The sequence below is a fragment of the Verrucomicrobiota bacterium genome (genome assembly GCA_016871535.1).
In the GTDB taxonomy this organism is placed as follows: domain Bacteria; phylum Verrucomicrobiota; class Verrucomicrobiia; order Limisphaerales; family SIBE01; genus VHCZ01.
Genome location: VHCZ01000004.1, coordinates 46371 through 66517, shown reverse-complemented (window position 1 = coordinate 66517; position 20147 = coordinate 46371). Strand labels below are relative to the sequence as shown.

The 20147-nt window shown below is 61.4% G+C and carries 12 protein-coding genes and 1 pseudogene; 6 read left to right on the top strand and 7 right to left on the bottom strand.

What is annotated here, in order from left to right; all coding sequences use genetic code 11:
- The first annotated feature begins 115 nt into the window (after window positions 1–115).
- Window positions 116–997, top strand: coding sequence for a DUF58 domain-containing protein (locus tag FJ398_01350; protein MBM3836600.1), 882 nt, complete (start codon window positions 116–118; stop codon window positions 995–997).
- 13 nt (window positions 998–1010) lie between these two features.
- Window positions 1011–3107, top strand: coding sequence for a VWA domain-containing protein (locus FJ398_01345; GenBank protein MBM3836599.1), 2097 nt, complete (start codon window positions 1011–1013; stop codon window positions 3105–3107).
- A 120-nt stretch (window positions 3108–3227) separates the two neighbouring features.
- On the opposite strand, the gene FJ398_01340 is transcribed toward FJ398_01345, so the two are convergent.
- The 3 genes and pseudogenes from FJ398_01340 to FJ398_01330 form a co-directional block, all read right to left on the bottom strand.
- Window positions 3228–4043 carry a hypothetical protein gene (locus FJ398_01340; protein ID MBM3836598.1) on the bottom strand — a complete coding sequence of 272 codons (816 nt, stop codon included), beginning with the start codon at window positions 4041–4043 and terminating at the stop codon, window positions 3228–3230.
- The gene (locus FJ398_01335) at window positions 4010–4267 is read right to left on the bottom strand and encodes a hypothetical protein (GenBank protein MBM3836597.1); all 258 of its coding nucleotides are present in this window, start codon (window positions 4265–4267) and stop codon (window positions 4010–4012) included. The genes FJ398_01340 and FJ398_01335 overlap by 34 nt, the downstream gene beginning before the upstream one ends.
- A 789-nt stretch (window positions 4268–5056) precedes the next feature.
- A pseudogene (locus FJ398_01330) lies at window positions 5057–5221 on the bottom strand (type II secretion system protein).
- Window positions 5222–5822: 601 nt separating this feature from the next.
- Between FJ398_01330 and FJ398_01325 the strand changes: the two are divergent.
- Window positions 5823–7553, top strand: a complete 1731-nt coding sequence (locus FJ398_01325; GenBank protein ID MBM3836596.1) for a M3 family oligoendopeptidase — start codon at window positions 5823–5825, stop codon at window positions 7551–7553.
- A gap of 1 nt (window position 7554) precedes the next feature.
- Window positions 7555–8379, top strand: coding sequence for a hypothetical protein (locus tag FJ398_01320; protein ID MBM3836595.1), 825 nt, complete (start codon window positions 7555–7557; stop codon window positions 8377–8379).
- Window positions 8380–8656: 277 nt separating this feature from the next.
- On the opposite strand, the gene FJ398_01315 is transcribed toward FJ398_01320, so the two are convergent.
- Together FJ398_01315 and FJ398_01310 are read right to left on the bottom strand one after the other, a co-directional pair.
- The gene (locus tag FJ398_01315) at window positions 8657–9670 is read right to left on the bottom strand and encodes a fructose-bisphosphate aldolase class I (GenBank protein MBM3836594.1); all 1014 of its coding nucleotides are present in this window, start codon (window positions 9668–9670) and stop codon (window positions 8657–8659) included.
- Window positions 9671–10095: 425 nt separating this feature from the next.
- Window positions 10096–12150: a DNA helicase UvrD gene (locus tag FJ398_01310; GenBank protein ID MBM3836593.1), complete on the bottom strand. Its 2055-nt coding sequence runs from the start codon at window positions 12148–12150 to the stop codon at window positions 10096–10098.
- A gap of 780 nt (window positions 12151–12930) precedes the next feature.
- On the opposite strand from FJ398_01310, the gene FJ398_01305 reads away from it, so the two are divergent.
- Window positions 12931–13503 (top strand): tRNA-(ms[2]io[6]A)-hydroxylase, encoded by a 573-nt coding sequence (locus tag FJ398_01305; GenBank protein ID MBM3836592.1) that lies wholly within the window; start codon window positions 12931–12933, stop codon window positions 13501–13503.
- Window positions 13504–13509: 6 nt separating this feature from the next.
- Here the strand turns inward: FJ398_01305 and tal are convergent, their stop codons facing one another.
- A complete protein-coding gene (gene tal, locus FJ398_01300) occupies window positions 13510–14481 on the bottom strand; it encodes a transaldolase (GenBank protein ID MBM3836591.1) in 972 nt (323 codons plus the stop codon).
- A gap of 504 nt (window positions 14482–14985) precedes the next feature.
- Here tal and FJ398_01295 point away from each other — a divergent pair.
- A complete protein-coding gene (locus tag FJ398_01295; GenBank protein ID MBM3836590.1) occupies window positions 14986–18222 on the top strand; it encodes a hypothetical protein in 3237 nt (1078 codons plus the stop codon).
- Window positions 18223–19011: 789 nt separating this feature from the next.
- Here FJ398_01295 and FJ398_01290 read toward each other — a convergent pair.
- Entirely contained in the window at window positions 19012–20133 is a 1122-nt protein-coding gene (locus FJ398_01290; GenBank protein ID MBM3836589.1) for a zinc-binding dehydrogenase, read from the bottom strand.
- Window positions 20134–20147: the final 14 nt, after the last annotated feature.

Here is a 20147-nt window from a genome sequence, read left to right as displayed (position 1 = left end):
CTGTTACCTTCCGGTCTCAGCGTGACTCTAACTCGCCATGCTTAATTTGGATTCGATGCGCGGCACGGAGGCGTTGGAAACGAAGACGGCTTCGTTTATCAACCCGCAAGCATTGATGGCCATTCGCAATCTCGAACTGCGCGCGCGTGTGGTCGTGGAAGGTTTTTTGAACGGGATGCACCGCAGCCCGTACCACGGTTTTTCCGTGGAATTCACCGAGTATCGCCAGTACAGCCCCGGCGATGATCCGCGCTACCTCGATTGGCGGCTCTACGCCCGGTCCGACCGCTACTACATCAAGAAGTTCGAGGACGAAACGAACCTGCGCTGCCATCTCCTCGTCGATAACAGCCGGTCCATGAGTTACAGCTCGCTGCCCTATTCCAAAACGATTTACGCGAACACGCTGGCCGCGACGCTGGCCTACTTCCTTTATTTGCAGGGCGACGCCGTCGGACTCCTGACCTTCGACGCCCAGGTCCGCGAGTATTTGCCGGCGCGCAATCGCACCGGCCATCTCCGGCATCTCATGCTGGCGCTGGAAAAACCGCCGGCCGGAACGGGCACCGATCTGAGCGCGCCTTTGAAGCGCGCGGCGGAGGTCTTGAAAAAGCGCGGCTTGCTGGTCTTGATCACGGACCTTCTGGCGCCGATTGAAACGCTGGAAAAAAACCTGACTTTGCTCACGGCCAGCGGGCACGAGGTGGAGGTGTTTCAGACGCTGGATCCGGCCGAGCTGAACTTTCGCTTCGAGAAGGCCGTGCTTTTCCACGACATTGAGTCGGGGCGGGATCTGTATGTGGACCCGGCGGCGGTCCGGAAACACTACCTGCAAAAGATGGAGACGCACAACGCGGCCGCGAAAGCGATCTGCCAGAAACTCGGCATCGGCTATTCCTGCGTCCCGACCGACCGGCCCATGGAACTGGCGCTGTTTGATTTTCTGCGCGAGCGCATGCACCGCGGCAAAAAAGTCAAACGCGCGGAACGGGCGTGAGAACACTGCACACATGAGTTTTTTGGCCCCCTTATTCCTTCTCGGCGTGGCGGCGGTCGCCTGGCCGATCCTGTTTCATTTGATCCGCCGGACCTCCCGAGAGCGCGTCACATTCAGTTCGCTGATGTTCTTGTCGCCGACGCCGCCCCGCGTGACGCGCCGCAGCCGGCTGGAGAACATTTTCTTGCTCATCCTCCGCTGCCTGGTGCTGGGGCTTCTGGCGTTCGGTTTTGCCCGGCCTTTTATGCGCAAGCCGATTGTGGCCGGACCGGATCCCAAAACAGTCCGGCAGATCATTCTTCTGGTTGACACCAGCGCCAGCATGCGCCGGCAGAATCTGTGGGCCGCGGCGCGCGCCAAAGCCGAAGAAGTCTTAAGGAAAGTTTCGCCCACGGACCGCGTGGCGGTGTTCGCCTTCGACCGCCAACCCCGGACGCTGCTGAGTTTCGAGCAATGGAAAACGATGGCCGTACACGAACGCATAGCGCTCGCCATTCAACGGCTGGGCGAACTCACTCCCGGTTGGTCGAGCACGCATCTCGGCCAGGCGCTGACCGCCGCCGCCGAAACGTTTGAAGATGTTCCGCCGGAGGAAGGCTCGGCGCAGCGCCAGATCGTCGTGGTCAGCGATCTGCAGGAAGGGAGCCACCTGGACGGCTTGCAAGGTTACGAATGGCCGCGCGGCGTGGAGATCGCGATCGAGCAAGTCAAAAGCAAGAAGACCACGAACGCCGGCCTGCAGCTCGTGACGGAAATCGACGATGCTGTCCAGGCGACGAATGAATTGGGTCCGAGAATCCGCGCCAGCAACGCCGCCGATTCCAAACGCGAAGAGTTCAAAGTGCGCTGGGCCGGATCGAGCGAGGGCACGCCCCCGCTCGAACTCTATATTCCGCCAGGCCAGAGCCGAACGGTGGCCGCTCCGCCCCTGCCCGCGACCGGCACGAACGATCATCTTCTTCTCCTGGGTGACGACGACGAGTTCGACAACACGGTTTACTATGTTCCGCCGAAAGCCGAGGAAGTCCGGGTCCTTTATCTGGGGAACGAAGCGGAAATCGATCACACGCAGCCGCTCTATTACTTGAAGCGCGCGTTTCAGACGACCCGCCGCCAGGCCGTGCAGTTGCTCGTGAGACGCCCGGATGCGGTCTGGTCAACCAACGAAGCCGCGGCCGCGCATTTGATGATCGTCGCTGATCCTCTGTTCGATCCCGCGCTCCAGTTCGCTCGCGAATTTCTGGCGGCGCGCAAGACGGTGTTGATCGTCATGAAGAACATTTCTGTTGCCCAGACCATTGCTCAGCTTACGGGCGTCGCCGGAGTCGCCGCGGAGGAAGTCGCCGGCGAACGCTACACGATGTTTGGCGAGGTCAAGTTTGATCACCCTTTGTTCGCGCCATTCGCCGATCCTCGATTCAGCGATTTCACCAAAATTCATTTCTGGAAACACCGCCGGGTCGTTGCGGAGCAAATTCCAGGCGCGCGCATTCTGGCGCGGCTCGACAACGGGAATCCGGCTTTGATCGAGTCCTCCGCCGGCCACGGCTCGTTGCTGGTTTTGTGTGCGGGCTGGCAGCCGGCGGACAGCCAGTTGGCGCTCTCCTCCAAGTTTGTTCCGTTGCTGTATTCGCTGCTGGAACTGAGCGGATCGCTGAAACCGCAGCGTTCCCAATTCAGGGTGGACGACGAAATCTCGCTGGCGGCGACAAACCGCGCGCCTTCGATCACCGTGCGCAAACCGGACGGCGCGCAGGTGGAACTGGCGGCGGGTTCGCGATTCTCGCAGACCGATTTGCCCGGGGTATATGCCATCGCTTCCCTTCCCGCGTTGCAGGTCGCCGTCAATCTCGATCCTGCCGAGAGCAAGACCGCGTCGCTGGCGTTGGAAGAACTGGAGCGCCTCGGATTGCCGCTCAAGCAGGAAGTTGCGAAACAGAGTTCGCGGCAAGCCGAGAAGAAACGGCAGCACCTGCTGGCGACGGAACTGGAGAACCAGCAGCGGCTCTGGCGGTGGTTTCTCCTGGCCGCCTTCGGCATCGTAATTCTTGAAACCCTGATCGCAGGCCTGGTCACACGCCGCGCCACAACGCAGGTGGAGTCGGCCTAACGGCGTGTTTGGAGAATCGTCCATTTTCCCGTAGCCGCCGGCGTGCGGAGGCGGCTTTTCTCGAAAACCTGATGGCTGTTTCCGCCTCCTCATTTCGGCGGCTACATTCTCAAACACCGCCTAATCCGGATCGAGTCCACGAACTACCGGCCAGCAGCCGCGCACGGACGGCGCATGGAGGCGCAGCGACGGATCGTCGCCGATCCAGCCCGGGCGACCCGCGGCGTCCACGAACGCCACCCCGATGGGCATTTCGGGCCTTTCATCTGCCAGGCGCGTCATTTTTGCCTCCGCTTCGTCGCTTATCTCGATCCACGCCATTTTGAGCGCAACCGGGTCGATGGCGCGGGCTTTGATCTTGTCGAGTTCCATCGGATTCACGCGGGCGAATCGCAGCATCATTTTCAGCAGGGAAAGGGGAGTGAAACCGGGATCCTTGCCGCAGGCCGCCCAGCAGATTGCGGACAAAGGAAAAGTTTTGTGCAACTCAACAATGTCCACGTAATCGCGCGTTTCGGTGCGGGCGGACAAGGCGAGTGCTTTGTTCGTGGCCACGTCGAACAGATGGAGGCGCCAGCCCAGAACTGCGTCGCGTTCGATCGGAAAGAACCGGAACGCGGAATCGGCTGCCCAATCGATCTCGACAACCTCGCCGGCTCTGCTGACTTTGGCTTTACGGAACGTGGATTCCTTCTCCCATTCACCGTAGCGAGACGGGGTCTCGACGTGGAAGCCGGCCTGCCGCAGGCTTGCCACATCGCATGTGCTGGCCCGAGTGACCTCTTCGGCGAGTTCATGGAAGATATCGAAGTCGTGGGAAAAGCGGGCGGAATCCTCCGCCACGTTGAGCACGACACCCCCAGCGAAGTGGCTCTCCTCGCTCCGATTTCTCGCGAGGATCGCTAATACTTCTTTTTGAAGAGAGGTGAGAGGCATCGGTGCAGTTCCTGAGCAGCCCGCCAGGCGCGATGGTCGCCGTACTCCCGGAGATGTTCAATCACGAGGCGCACGTCCTCGAGGTGCCGGACGCGCGCCTCCGGGTGCCAGAACCAGAAGCACTCCGGATACGCATGGGCCAACGCGTTCGCGCGCTCGGCCAGTTCCGGCGGCGCGGGAGTCGGCGGCGGAAATTCACGCAGTTCATCCTGTGCTGCAGCCATGCCGGCACTTTACGGCCTGTGCGACGAGACGGCAAGGACGCCCGTATCCCCTCAGTTAAGGTAGTTAAGGTGGGGCGAGGCTCCTGCCGAGCCAATGCCATCGAAGAAAAGCTCCGCAGGAGCGTCGCTCCACCGTCGTTAACTGAGGGGTTACGGATGCCCTCAATAGAAGCTCGTCCAGTTGCCGTAATGACGCCAGACGATCTTGGGCCGGCGGGCCAGATCGGCGTGGCCGTCGGCGTAGGCCCGGCTGATCGATTCGGCTTCGCCTCCTTGAATCTGAAAGCCAGAGTCGGCGCGCCTGGTCGGATGTCCGCCCCAGGCCATCGACAAGTTCGTGATGAAACCGTCGTGGTAGAGCGTGTCCGTGACGATGGGGCTGGCGGAAGCGCCGGGATCTTCGAGCCGTGTGGGCCAGCCTTCGGTCATCGTGTTGGTGTTCACGCGGGTCGTGGAAGGCATGACGCGGAAGCCGGGTTTGCCGGAGCGCGGCACCCACCAACTGTGTTGCATGATGGCGAAACCGAACGTCCAGCGTGTGCTGTAATAAACGCGCAGGTCCTCATTGTTGCTGATCGGAATCTTCTTCTGCCTCAGCATCCAGGCTTGGGCCTCGTGAAACTCGCCGGGGCGCGCCGGGCAGAAAAACATCGGCACCGTCAGTCCGTAATCCTGCACAGCCGGGATCATGGCGTAGGCCACATCCCACGGATTATTCCCAATGTCGCCGAACATCGGCATCCGGCCCTGCGCGTCGTCCGAGCCGTAAAGATTGGCCGCCAGCGCCCATTGGCGAAAGTTGGAAAGGCAATTTGTCTCGCGAGCTTTTCGTTTGGCCTTGCTGAGCGCGGGCAAGAGCAATCCGGCGAGAATGGCGATGATCGCGATCACAACCAGCAACTCGATCAAGGTGAACGCCGCGGCGGTAAGGCGGCGGCAGAAATGTGGTTTCATAGCATCGATGAACGGCTCAGTGCGCTTCCGAGCGACTCGGAGGCTAAACGTCTCGTTAAGGGTCTGTGCAAAAATAAATTCCGGTTTTGCTGGAGGCGATTTCGCTTTCTGGCGAGGCACGACGAAGGAGCATAGCCAGGGCTCTGCGACTGAGGAGAAACGAAGCCAGAAAGCGAAATCGCCCCAGCCCTGCGGGGCGGGCCGGCGCCTGGCCGGCTGCGGCGTTGCTCGTCGGTCACAGCCCCAAAACGGGGATGCTCCCTCCTCGCGCCTTGCATCCGGTCAGGCGGCGCTCCCGCCAAAATCGGAAGTTATTTTTGCACAGACCCTAAGGTGGAACAAGGAGAAATCTACCCTCTCTACCCTCTCACGTTTGAAAGGAGCGCGGACAGCGTCTCCGTCCCTACCGGGTTCATGAGAAGCTCCCGTTCCTTACGGACCCGCCCACGGCCCATGAACCGATGACCGTGTGGACCGCAGCCTTCAGGCTGCTTCCGCGCACTCCCCGGAGTCGAGCGTTGAAGCGGCCTAAAGGCCACGGTCCGACCAGAACTGCCCCGTTACGGCTTCCCATTCGGCTCGGTCCGCTTATCATCCGCTGATGGATTTGCTGCCGTTTGGACAATTGCCGGCTTACCGGCCGCGAAAGTTCGTTCCCTTGGAAATTGACTTCGCGGATTGGTCCCGTGTCGCTCCGCTGTTCGACCAACTGGAAGCGCAGGCCGCGGCGTGCCAGACGGCGCCGGACCTCGAACGCTGGCTGCTGAACTGCGCGGAGCTTCTCGCGGCACTCGACGAAGAAGGGAGCCGCCGTTACATCGCCATGACCTGTCACACGGACAACGCCGAGGCGGAGAAAGCTTATCTTCACTTCGTCGAAGAACTCGAACCGCAGATCAAGCCGCGCGAATTCAAGCTCGAGCAACTTTATCTGTCCCACCCGCGGCGCGAGGGCCTGCCAAAGGACCGTTATGCTGTGTTCGACCGCACAACGCGAGTGCATGTGGAATTGTTTCGCCCCGAAAACGTGCCCCTGGAGACGGAGGAAGCCAAACTGGGCCAGCAATATCAGAAACTGAGCGGATCGCTGACCGTTCAATTCCGCGGCGAAGAAAAAACGCTCGTTCAGATGGGCCGCTATCTGGAGGAACCGGACCGCGCCCTGCGTCAGGAAGCGTGGGAAGCTGCAACGAACCGCCGCTTGCAAGAGGCGGATAAGTTCGAGGATCTCTTCGAGCGCTTGCTCAAGCTGCGCGAACAAATCGCGGCCAACGCCGGGTTTCCCAATTACCTGGAATACGCCTTCCGCGACCGCGAGCGATTCGATTACACGCCGCAGGATTGCGCGCGCTTTCACGAAACCACCGAAAGAGCTATCGTCCCCGTCGTTCTGGAATTGCACGCCGAACGCCGCCAGTGTTTGAAGCTCCCGGAACTGCGCCCGTGGGATCTCTTCGTGGATCCCCAGGGTCGTGCTCCACTCCGGCCTTTCGAGAAGGTGGATAAGCTCACAGCGGGCGTGCAACGCATCCTTGACCGGCTTGACGCGGAGCTTGCCAAAGATTTTCGCTCGCTGCACGACCTGCGCTTGCTCGACCTCGCAAACCGCAAGGGCAAAGCGCCCGGCGGCTATCAAACCACGCTGACGGAAGCGCGCGTGCCCTTCATCTTCATGAACGCGGTGGGCCGGCAACGCGACGTGGAAACGCTGCTGCACGAGGCGGGCCACGCGTTTCATTCGCTGGCCGCGCGCGACGAGGATTTGCTCGCCTACCGGAGCGCGCCGACCGAATTCTGTGAAGTGGCTTCGATGAGCATGGAACTCCTGGGCAATGAATGGCTCGACGCTTTTTACGCGCCACGGGAAATTGACCGGGCGCGGCGCGAGCACTTGCAGACCATCGTGGAATTGTTTCCGTGGATCGCGACGGTCGATGCCTTCCAGCACTGGATCTACACGCATCCCGGCCACACGCGGGCGGAACGGACGGCGGTGTGGACGGAATTGATGGATCGATTCGGCGCCGAGATCGATTGGCGCGGCTACGCGCGCGCGCGCGCGCATCTCTGGCACCGGCAGCTTCACATTTTCATTCATCCTTTCTATTACATCGAGTATGGGATCGCCCAGTTGGGCGCGCTGCAGGTTTGGGCGAATTCAAAGAAGGACAAGGCCGCGGCGTTGCGGCAGTACCGGAGCGCGTTGAAACTGGGCGGTTCCCGTCCGCTGCCGGAATTGTTTCACACCGCGGGCTGCCGGTTTGATTTCAGCCGTCAAACCGTCCAGCCGCTGGTCGATTTGATTCGACGCGAGCTGGCCACGCCCAATTGATATGGACGTCACAATGAAACTTCTTTCCCTCACTCTTCTACTCTGGGCGGCCTCCATCGCCGTTCAGCCAGCCGAGCCGCTGCCTGTTCCCCTGCCGCGCGCGCACGCCCACAACGATTACGAACACAAACGCCCGCTGCTCGACGCGCTCGACCACGGCTTCTGCGGCGTCGAAGCGGACATTTATCTCGTCGATGGCCAGCTCCTGGTCGCGCATGATCGCGACAAGGTTTCCCCGGCGCGCACGCTGCAAAAGCTTTACCTCGACCCGCTGCGCGATCGTGTCCGGCGCAATGGCGGCCGCGTCTATCGCGATGGACCAGTGGTGACTCTGCTCATCGACATCAAATCCGACGCGGCCAGCACCTACGGTGTGCTGCGCGACATTCTGAGGCAGTATTCCGAAATGCTCTGCACCTTTTCTTCCGGGACCATGGACACGAAAGCCGTTCGCGTCGTCATCTCCGGGAATCGTCCCCGTCTGATGATGGAAGCCGACTCCGTCCGTTACGCAGCCTTCGATGGCCGGCTGTTGGATCTCGATGCCAAAGCTCCGAAAGAGTTCATCCCTCTGATCAGCGACAACTGGAATCTGGCGTTCAAGTGGCGCGGAATGGGTCCGTTCCCCGCAGCCGAAAGGCAAAAGTTACGAGAGTTGGTGGCGCAAGCGCACGCTCAGGGCCGCATGGTCCGATTCTGGGCCGCGCCCGATCGGCGGGCCGTCTGGCAGGAATTGCTCGATGCCGGCGTCGATCTGATCAACACGGACGATCTGTCCGGGCTGAAAGAGTTTCTGCTGAACCGCGAGGTTGGCCGCTCTCCGTGAACCGTGGCCGCCGACGTGAGGGGGCGGATTTCCGGGTTAACCAAAGTCTCCGCCTCGTTACCTCGGCGGCTACGGGTTATGGGAAGCTTCCTTGGCCTCGCAGCCATGCACATGGTCCATGAACCGAAAACTGCGCGGACCGCAGCCTTCAGGCTGCTTCCGGCCCCGCTCTCGAGTTCGGCGTTGAAGCGGCCTAAAGGCCGCGGTCCGAGGAGACGGTTCATGGGAAGAATTGCTGAGGCCGGACGGATCGAATTGAGAGTTCCAGGGTCGGCTTCTACACCTGCTTCTCCATTTCCGGCGAATACTTGGCGTAGCGGGCGGCGCAATTGCACTTGGCGCGGTGGTAGAGCGCTTTTTGCCCCGCCACGACGCCCGCCGGCTCTCCCTTCCAGGCTTTCAAGGCGGGTTCTTGCAACGCCCGCGCGAAAGAAAAACTGAGTTCCCACGGCGCGCGGCTCATGGAGTTGATCGCATGCAGATGCTGCGTGGCGCGTTCCGGCGCTTGGCCTCCTGACAGGAAAAAGATCCCCGGCACCGACGCGGGCACAACCCGCCGCAAGCAATGAATCGTGCGGCGCGCCACTTCGTTCGGCCCGGGCTGATGTGGACAGTTTGTTCCCGCCACAATCATGTTCGGTTTGAGTCCCAGTTGTTCGAGCGCGACGCGGTGGTCCATCAGCGCGTCAAACACGCTGCGGAGCGTCGCGGCCGTGACTTCGTAGCAATGCTCGATCGAGTGCGTGCCAGCCATCAGCACTTCCGGTTCGAGGATGGGCAGCAAGCCGGCCTCTTGCGAAATGGCCGCGTAGCTCGCGAGCGCCTGGGCGTTCGCCGCGATGGAAAAGGAAGTCGGAAGGCCGTCGTTGATTTCGATCACGGCCCGCCATTTCGTGAATTGGGCGCCCAGTTGCCTGTATTCGGGCAAACGGTCCGCCAGCGTGTCGAGGCCGTGCGTGATTTGTTCCTTCGGAAATCGCGGAAGCGGTTTGGTGCCCAGATCGACCTTGACTCCCGGCACGATGCCTTGCTTGGAGAGCCATTCGGGAAACGCCACGCCATCGGCGGTCGATTGGCGGAGAGATTCTTCGTGAAGAATCACGCCGCTGATGAACCGGTGCAGGCTGGGGGTGGTAAACAGCATGTCGCGGTACGCGCGCCGCGTCTCTTCCGTGCACGCAAGATTCACCGCGCCAAATCGCTTTTCGATCGCAGGCAAGCTTTCGTCCGCAGCGAGGATCCCTTTGCCCGGAGCGATAAGCGCTTTGGCGATGGCATCCAAGTCGTTCATGCCAGTCCCGAGGCCAAGAGAAGCCCCGAAAGCCACTGCGTCGCTGCAAGCCGCGCGCCGATCAAAAGTTCAGGATTCATCGGGGAAAACTTGACTCAAGCCCGTCGCCTTTCAAGCCTTTTGAGCACGGACGTTACTGTGCAGTCCGTGGGATAAGCTACAGCGCTTGGTTATTGGACGCCGCCCCTCACCCTGGCCCTCTCCCTCAGGGAGAGGGAACTGCACCGGCGTATCGACCGATCCGCCACGCTCAGCTTGTCGGAATCCGGCAAACGATTCTCCCTCTCCCCGGGGGAGAGGGCCGGGGTGAGGGGGAAGGAACTGTCGCCTATCCTGCGACCTCCTCAGTACGTCAGTACGTCAACCCCAGGCAAATTCGTCCTCGATTGCCGCGATTACGAGGACGAGAAAATCTGCGCTACTTGTCAACCGCCCAGCTTCAAAGCCGCGCGCAGATTGGCGAACATCTCTTTCCCGGATTGGACCGTGACCGGTTTTTTCCCGTGCTCATCCGCCAGTTCGAGGAGGTGTTCGGGCAATTCCTTCAGGAACGGCGACGGATAACACGGCAGGCTCTGGCCGTATTTCTTGCGGCCCGTGCAGTAGCTGATCCGCAGCGTCACCATGGCGCGCGTGATGGCGACGTAAAACAGGCGGCGCTCCTCATCGAGGGTCCCTTCCTCTTTGGAGCGGGCGTGAGGCAAGAGACCGTCTTCCAGGCCCACAACATAAACGTGAGGAAACTCCAGGCCTTTGCAACTGTGCATCGTGATCAATGTCACGGCGTTGCCCTCCGGCTCTTTGTCCTCTCGCTCCGTGTCGAGCATCAGGTCTTCGAGGAAGGTTTGCAGGCGTTCCATCGGAGGTTCGGAGCCGCCGGAGCCATCGAGCGTGGCGGCCAGATCGCGCAAGTTGCGGATGCGGCTCTCGCCCGCATCGGGATCCTTCTCGGATCGGCGCAAATCGTCGAAGTAACCGATCTCGCTCAGCCAGCGCTCCGCCCAATTGGCCAGGGAAAGATTCTGGTCCGCGGCCAGCGCGGCTCGCGTCCGCTCGATCCACGCCACAAATCCGGAAACGCGCTCCTGCGCCCGCGGTGGAAGCGTCGTTTGCGACGCGCTGTTCAACATGGCGGCGTACACGGACGATTTCCGCTCCTGGCTGGCCGCAAGCAAACGCTCCATCGTCGCCTCGCTCAGGCCGCGTGGAGGCACGTTCGCAACGCGCAGCAAGCTCGCATCATCGTGCGGGTTGACCAGCAGTTTGAGGTAGGCCATAAAATCCTTGATCTCGCGCCGGTCGAAGTAACTCTGGCCGCCGATCAAATGATACCGAATGTCGGCCTGCCGCAGCGCCGTCTCCAACGCGCGGGATTGGCCGTTCGTCCGGAACAAAACCGCCTGATCCGACCAGGGAATCCGCCGAATCTGGCGCGCGAATTCGATCTCTTCCGCGAGCGCGCGCGCTTCGGCTTCGTCGCTCTCGAACGCGCGCAACGCGATTTTCGCGCCTTGCCCGTTGCCGGACCAGAGCTGTTTGCCGCGGCGCCGGACGTTGTTTTTGATCAGCGCATTGGCCGCGGTCAGGATCGTGTTTGTGGACCGGTAGTTCTGCTCCAGCTTGATCACTTTGACTTCGGGAAAGTGCTTTTCCAGGTCGAGCAGATTCGCGATTTCTGCGCCGCGCCAGCCGTAAATGCTCTGGTCATCGTCGCCTACCACGCACAGATTCCGATGCTTCAGGGCCAGCGCGTGCACCAACTGAAACTGCGCGGCGTTGGTGTCCTGGTATTCATCGACCATCACGTAGCGATAGCGCGCGCGGCACTCTTCCAGCACGGACGGATGCTCCACAAACAGCCGCAGCGTGAGCAGGATTAGATCATCGAAATCGACGGCATTACACGCGTGCAGCGCCGTTTCGTAACGGGAACGCACGCGCTCGGCCATGGCGGCGACGTTCTCGTCAGCCAGGGGCGCTGCCCGCGCGCCTCCGTTCCGATAACGGCTCAGCAAACTCAACACCGCAGCCGGATCAGCTTTTTCGCCCTTCGTCGCGATCTGGCTCAGAATCTTTTTGATGGCGCCGAGTTGGTCCGATTCGCTGTAGATGACGAAATTACGTTTATAGCCGAGCCGGTCGATGTAGCGGCGCAGAACGCGGACGCAGAACGAATGAAACGTGCAAACCGTCGGCCGCGCCTCCGTGGACTCCTGGCTCGAGGCTCCTGATTTGCTGGCGCCCTGGCCGGAGCGCGGCATGAGTTTCGCGACGCGTTCCTGCATTTCGCGCGCGGCCTTGTTGGTGAACGTAACGCCCAGGATGTTCTGCGGCGCAATCCCGCGCTCGATCAGCCGGGCGATCCGGTAAGTGATGACGCGGGTCTTGCCGGTGCCGGCGCCGGCGAGAATGAGGACGGGGCCGTGGATCGTTTCAACCGCGAGGCGTTGTTCGGGGTTCAGCGAATTCAGATCAACCATTGCGCGCGCGGAGTGTAGGGAGCGCGGAAGTGCTGGCAAGGAAAGTTCTGCGATTCGGCGACCCCTCAGTTAACGGCGGTGGGGCGACGCTCCTGCGGAGCTTTTCTTCGATGGCATTGGCTCGGCAGGAGTCCTCTCTCCGCCTTAGGGTCTGTGCAAAAATAACTTCCGGTTTTGGCGGGAGCGCCGCCTGGCCGGATGCAAGGCGCGAGGAGGGAGCATCCCCGTTTTGGGGCTGTGACCGACGAGCAACGCCGCAGCCGGCCAGGCGCCGCCCCGCCCCGGAGGGCTGGGGCGATTTCGCTTTCTGGCTTCGTTTCTCCTCAGTCGCGGAGCCCTGGCTATGCTCCTTCGTCGTGCCTCGCCAGAAAGCGAAATCGCCTCCAGCAAAACCGGAATTTATTTTTGCACAGACCCTTAACTGAGGGGATACGCGGTTTGCGATTTGAGACCTTTCCGTTGACTTCCGCGTCTAATTGCAGGAAAAACTTTCCGGCGTGGGCGGCAGAGTTGAAGGAAAGGCCGAGGACGGCACAAATGTTCTCCAAGAGTTCGATTTCGATGTTTCTCTCACAATATGAGGTTCATCGCGGGTCATGAGTAACCATGTTCGACGATGGCTGCGGAAGAAGAAGCGCCGCGGCCATTCCAGCAATCCTCCCGTCCTGGTCTTCCCGATCCTCCTGTTGATCGTGACCCTGGCGTTGTTCTGCCTCTTGATCTACGGCCTCTCGGCCTGCCACTGGCGCTGGGACCGGCTGGGTATTTAGCTGAGTGGTCATGCTCCTGTTCCGCGAGAAGATTCCGTCAGACTGGCTGCCGAAAGTTTTGGGCGGCTTGCCCGACGTTCTGGTGGATCACGCCCATCTGGAACGTAAAGCCGCCTCCAGCGCGCTCAACCTCGAAAAGTACCGGGCGCTCTATCCCAAAGTGGAGCAACTGAACGCGATTGCGATCGAGGAACTGCAACATTTCCAACTCGTCCTGGATTTGCTGAAGCGGCGGGGCATTCCCTTCGGCCAGCCGCAACACAGTCCATGGATCTCCGGCCTGATGCAGAGCATCCGCAGCGGCGTCCGCCCGCAGGTGATCGATCACCTGATCTGCGCCGCGTTTATCGAAGGCCGGAGCTGCGAGAAGTTCCAAATTCTGGCGCGCGAATTGAAGGCTGTGGACCCCGAACTGGCGCAGTTTTACGCGAGCCTGGTCGAGTCGGAAGGCAACCACTACGCCACCTACATCTTGATGGCGCGGGAAATCGACGGGGCCGAGACGGACGGGCGGCTGGACTTCTATCTCGACCTGGATGCGGAACTCATCCGGCGCCCCAACCCGCACCCGATGTTGCATTGAGTCTGATTACCCCTTGAGCTTCTCCGCGATGAACATCTCCAGCTTGACCGTGTCGGCGGCAAAGAGGCGGATCCCTTCGGATAGTTTCTCCGTCGCCATCTGGTCTTCGTTGTGCATCCAGCGGAAGGCTTTCTCGTCCAGCGAAATCTTCGGCTCTTTGGACGCGGCGGCGCTTTCGGGGCTGAGCTTGCGCGCGACCGTGCCGCTGGTCTTTTGCAGCTCTTCGAGCAGCGTCGGGCTGATTGTCAGGAGGTCGGAGCCAGCCAGTTGGAGAATCTCGCCGACGTTCCGGAAACTCGCGCCCATGACCTCGGTCTTGTGGCCGTAGTTCTTGTAGTAATTGTAAATCCGCGTCACGGACCGAACGCCCGGATCTTCAGCCGGCGGATAATCCTTGCCCGTGGATTTCTTGTGCCAATCCAAAATCCGGCCCACGAACGGCGAGATCAACTGCACTCCGGCTTCCGCGCAAGCGACGGCCTGGGCAAATGAGAAGAGCAAGGTCAGGTTGCAATGGATGCCCTCGCGGGTCAGTTGTTTGGCGGCCTGAATGCCTTCCCAGGTCGAGGCGACCTTGATCAAGATGCGTTCCTTGGTAATGCCGGCCTTCTCGTAATAGCCGATCAGCGTCCGCGCTTTCTCAATCGAGCTGGGCAGGTCGAAGCTCAGCCGCGCGTCCACTTCGGTCGAAACGCGGTGCGAGACGATTTTCAGAATCTCGACGCCAAAGGCCACCGCGAGTTTGTCGAGCACGATCTCCAGGGTCTTGCTCGCTGGAGCGGAGCCTTGCTTGGCGTCGGCCAGGACGCGATCCACGATCTCGTGGTATTCGGGCATCTGAGCGGCCTTGAACAGGAGGCTGGGATTGGTCGTGGCGTCGCGCGGCTGGTATTTCCGGATGCTCTCAAAGTCGCCGGTGTCAGCGACGATAATGCTGTGCTGTTTGAGTTCGCTTAAGAGATTGCTGGTGGCACTCATAGTCTTGTCGCTTTGTTAACTTGCGGTTTAGCTTAGCTCGCCCCTGGTTCCTGTGTATGCGCCTGCTCGTCTCGCGGGCGTTTCGGCTTTCGTAACGGAGGCACCCGAACTGCGCGGGTATCTAAATACGCCAGCCGCCCCCTTCACACAAGCAGACAATTTCCGTCTCGGGGACCGCACGCGCCTCGCGTGCCGTGGTCGGCGCCCTCGCCGACCACGCCTCTCCCTTAGGGTCTGTGCAAAAATAACTTCCGGTTTTGGCGGGAGCGCCGCCTGGCCGGATGCAAGGCGCGAGGAGGGAGCATCCCCGTTTTGGGGCTGTGACCGACGAGCAACGCCGCAGCCGGCCATGCCCCGCCTGGCCCCGGAGGGCTGGGGCGATTTCGCTTTCTGGCTTCGTTTCTCCTCAGTCGCAGAGCCCTGGCTATGCTCCTTCGTCGTGCCTCGCCAGAAAGCGAAATCGCCTCCAGCAAAACCGGAATTTATTTTTGCACAGACCCTTAGATGAACGTTTCCCCGGTAGGGCGAGCCCGTCCCGGCGAGCCGCCTCCAACGTGTTCCCAATACGCCGGCCACGGCTCGCCGGGACGGGCTCGCCCTACCGGGGTCAAACTGAGAATTGCTGGCCCAGGCAACGCTTTTGACAAAGCGGGCCGGCTTCAGTATTCGGATGTTGTGCGATCCAACGAATCCAAGTTCCCGCCAAATTCCATCCTCACCGCCGCGGCAATTGCCGGCGCCGTTCTGAGCACCGTGCTTCGCGCCGAGCCGCCGCTGCCACAGGTCGAACGCCTCAGGACCAGCCCGGTCCTCCAGCATCTCAAGCCCAACCCCATGCCGGTGCCGCCGCGCACGCCGCCGGAGCAGACGGTCGCGCAGATGTATTTGCCGGAGGGCTTCCGCGCCGAACTGGTCGTGGCCGAGCCGGATTTGCACCAGCCGGTCGCGTTCGCTTTCGATGAGCGCGGCCGCATCTGGGCTGCGGAGGCTTACTCGTACCCGGCCAAGCGGCCCGCCGGACAAGGCCTCGACAAGATCGTGATCTTCGAGGACCGCGAAGGGGACGGCAAATTCGAGACGCGCAAAGTTTTTGCCGAGGGCTTGAATCTAGTCTCCGGTTTTGAGGTGGGTTATGGCGGCGTGTGGGTGGGCGCGGCGCCGGAGCTGTTGTTCATTCCCGACCGCGATCGCGACGACGTTCCAGACGGCCCGCCGCAAGTGTTGCTCGATGGCTTTGGCTATCAGGACACGCACGAGTGTTTGAACAGTTTTCTCTGGGGACCGGACGGCTGGCTTTATGGAAATCAAGGCGTGTTCAACACCGCGCACATCGGCAAGCCGGGCGCGCCGGACTCGCGGCGAACCGAATTGCGCGCGGGGGTGTGGCGGTATCATCCGGTCACGCGTCAGTTCGAGGTGTTCGCGCACGGCGGGAGCAATCAATGGGGACTCGATTACGATGAGCGCGGCCAACTGTTCATGACGCACTGCCGCAGCTACTGGGGTCGCGGCGGCACCACGCACGTCGTCCAGGGCGGGCATTACTGGAATCAGGCCAACGCGAATCACGCGCCGTTCATCATCGCCAATCCGCCGGAGGATTTTCCCGGCTACCGCAACTACCTGCTCGCCTCGGCCCGTTACGATCACGGCGCGGGAGGCGCGGGCGTGCGCGGCAGCGACGCGATTTACGGCGGGCATTCCCACGTCGGCACGATGATTTATCTGGGCGACAACTGGCCGGACGAATTTCGCGGGCACCTGTTCACCCACAACCTCGGCGGCCACCAGATCAATCATCAAGTCAACAAACGGCTCGGCTCCGGGTTCGAGACCGTCCACGCGGGCCGCGACCAATTCTTTTGCAGCGATCCAAAATATGTCGCGGTGGATTTGCAGTATGGCCCGGACGGGGCGGTCTATACCATCGACTGGTACGACCAGCAGCATTGCCACAATCCGAACACGGAACGCTGGGACCGAGGAAACGGCCGCATCTATCGCATCCAATACGACGCGACCTACAAGCCGAAGAAAGTAAACCTCGCCGCAATGACTGACCTGGAACTGGTCGGACTGCTGCGGCACAAGAACGCGTGGTTCGCACGGATGGCGCAGCGGCTCTTGCACGAGCGCTATGTCAACTCGCTTCCCAAAGATCCGCAAGCTATCGAACGCATCGTCGAGCTGGCCAAGACTGACCCGTCGCCGGCGCAGCGGCTACGGGGTCTCTGGGCGGCAAACGCGGTGGGCCGATTTTCCCTCGAACTTTCCCAAGCGGCGTGGAAGGACCCGGATGAATTTGTGCGCGCGTGGGCCGTTCGACTCTGGACCGATCGCGAGATGAAACCTGTGGTGGAGCGCGAGTTGGTTCGCCTGGCGAATGAGGATGCGTCGCCTGTGGTTCGCCTGCACCTCGCTGCGGCGATTCAGCGAGTCGGTGACAAGCCTGCGTGGCAAATCGCGGAAGCCCTGGCGCGACGCGGCGAAGATCGCGAGGACCGAAACTTGCCTTTCCTTCTCTGGCATGGAATCGCCGCCCGGATGCCGAAAAATCCCGACCGTGCTTTCGCCATCGCCGCGAAGTCGCCCTTGCCTGAACTTGGCGATTACATCTACTGGTATGCCGCCACGTTCGGAGGCAAAGCGTTGAATCGCGTCGTCGCCTCGCTCGAAAAACTCCAGGGCGACGCGTTGCGGCGGCGCTTGATCGGAATCGCGCTGGCGATGGAAACGCAGCCGAACGTGCCGATGCCGGCAGCCTGGCGCAGAGTGGCGCCGAAACTCTACACGAGCGACGATCCGCGCGCGCACCGCCAGGCGGAACGGCTTGCGGCGGTTTTTGGCGACGCATCCCTGTTTCCGCGTCTCCGCGAAATTCTGGCCGACGCAAACGCAGATGCCGAGTGGCGCCGGCACGCATTCGCCGTCTTGAGCCGCGCGCAAGATCGCGCGTCGCTGCCGGCATTTCTGCGTTTGCTCGACGGCGCCAGTTTGCGCGCCCAGGCCCTCAATCTCCTCGCCCGCTTCGACGCGCCGGAAATTCCGGAAGCCATCCTGCGGCGGTTCGAAACGTTTTCCATTCCCGAACGGGCCGCCGCGATGAACGCGCTGACTCGCCGTCCCTCGTTCGCACTCGCTTTGCTGGATGCGGTCGCCTCGGGCCAGTTCAAGCGCGAGCAACTGTCCGCTTTCCATGTCCGCCAGCTTACGGATTTGCGCAACGCGGAAGTGGACCAGCGCGTCGGCGCGGTCTGGGGCAGGATTCAACAAAGTCCGGGAGAGAAACAGTTGGAGATCGCGCGGCAGGAGAAGATTTTCAATGAAGCGCCGCTCTGGGCTTACGACGCAGGCGCGGGTCGGCAGCATTTCCAGAAACTCTGCGCGCAATGTCATGTCCTTCGCGGCGAAGGCACGCGCGTCGGCCCCGAACTCACCAGCGCGGGCAAGAATGGAATCCGCTATTTTTTGGAGAACGTGATCGATCCCGACGCCGTGGTGGGGACGGATTTTCAAGTGACCACGATCGAGACCAAAGCCGGCGACACCGTCTCGGGCCTGCTCATCAACGAATCCCCGAGCGCGCTCACGATCCGGACCACCACGGACCAGGTCGTGGTCTCCAAAGCAGAAATCGCGCAGAGATCGCCGAGCGAGAAATCGTTGATGCCGGAAGGGCTGCTGGAGTCGCTCAATCCACGCGAACAAATCGAGTTGCTCAAATTCCTGACGAACAATTGAAATCGGGGGGCGATGGACGCGCCGACGCCAGTGGAGGCCCTAGCTGGCTGGGTGGAGGGGGCTACCAGCCCGCCTCGCGCGGCAACCTGCCGCGTGAAAGGTCGCGGGTAATTCCTTGCGATCCGTCCGGGACTGATCCGCGACCGTTCCGTTCGGCTGGAATGTCAACTCGGTCTCATTCGGCTGCTGTGCAGCTACCGGCGGAACTAACAGCTCCAGCCCCAAAAGCATTCCGAATGTCAGGCTTGCGTTCACTCAGCGCGGACTTTCCATGAACATGGCGGTAGGGCGAGCCTGTCCCCAGCGAGCCGAGTCGGACGTGGTCCAGGCACGTCGAGCGGCTCGCCGGGACGGACTCGCCCTACCGGGTTCATGGGGAGAGAGCAGGTCCGTAAGGGAAAGGAGGCTTTCCATGAGCTTATTCATTTCGGACTGGCCGGCCTGAACCTGGTGAAATGAATGGGACTGGCTCCGGGGGCAGTAGAGGGAGATAGATGTTCAGTTTATCCAACCCCAAGGTCGTTTTCGGCCAACATACGGATGATTGGGCCATTTTCGCCAGGGAAGATATCCGCTTTTGAGTTGACGCCGGTGCTAATGGTGGAGGCAGGCGGCAACACTCGGCCCACTTTGAGCGGCCTCCACCTGTCGGATAAGGTGGAATACTTGGCGCTCGCGCGAACATCTCGAACGATGGCGTGGCCGTCTTCACCCTTCGCAGCACAAATATTGAGCATCGCGGACGCGGTCACCGCGTGGCGATCCATTTTGGAAGGCATCCAGGTGATCTCATAGACTTTGCAGAGGCATCTGGCCTTCGCCTTGGCACAACACCACCTGCGCCGGATTGATCGCTTTGTATTGAGCCTTGTTCCCCGTGATCTCAAACGCCTCCGGCACCGCTTCGATCCCGTGCAGCGTGTGCGTGATGACCGGCTTCAAACGCACTCGCCCCGACGCCGCCAGCCTCACCGTGTGCTCCAGATGCGCGCGCGTGCTGATGTCGGGGAAAAGGTAGCGCAAGCTTCGTTCGCGCAGGAGATCGACATCGAGCTCGATCGGTTGGCCGAACCACGAAACTCCGATCAGCTTGCCGCCCGATCGCACCACTCCCATGGCTTGCATCAGCGAAGTCGTGCCGGACAAACCTTGCTTGGGGCTGCCGCCCGCGCACTCAAAAACCACGTCCACGCCGATCCCACCGGTCAACTCGCGAATCGCGGCGACGGCGTCGCAAGCATTTGGGCTAATCGCCTGGTCTGCGCCGAGCTCTCTCGAGATTCGGCACGCCTCTTCGCGCACGTCCACGGTGAAAACCTTGCCGGCGCCGGACACGCGCGCGATTTGCAGGCATTCGAGTCCCATGCTGCCCTGCCCGAAGATCGCGACGGACTGGCCCATGCGAATCTCAGCCGTTTCCACGGCGGCGACACTGTCGCTCAGCGATTGCAGGCAAGCCGCTTCTTGATCCGAAATCCGGTCGTCCAATTTGACGAGAGCGATTTCCGGCAAAAGCGCAAATTCCGCGAAGCAACCCGGAAGCTGGAATCCGATGATCGGCCCGCTGCGGCAGAGATCGCTCTGCGCAGAAAGGCAAAGCGGACAGGCGCCGCACGGGAGCTTGGCGCGCGCGGCGACACGGTCGCCCTTGCGGAATCTTGAGACGCCCGCGCCGGTTTCCAGAATCCGAGCGCAGAATTCGTGGCCGAACAATTGGACCGGAGCTTCGGTTTCCAGCCTTCTTTTGATTTTGTCGAAGGCCAGCGTGCGAATCCCACGGGCCAGTTGCGCCTCCGTGACACTGGGCTGCACGCACAAAACCTGGACGAGCACGTGTCCGGGTTTGCAGCGTGGCACGGGCACCTCTTCCAGCCGCATGTCGTTGAAACCGTAGAAAAGCCAGGCTTTCATGCGGACGCAACTGG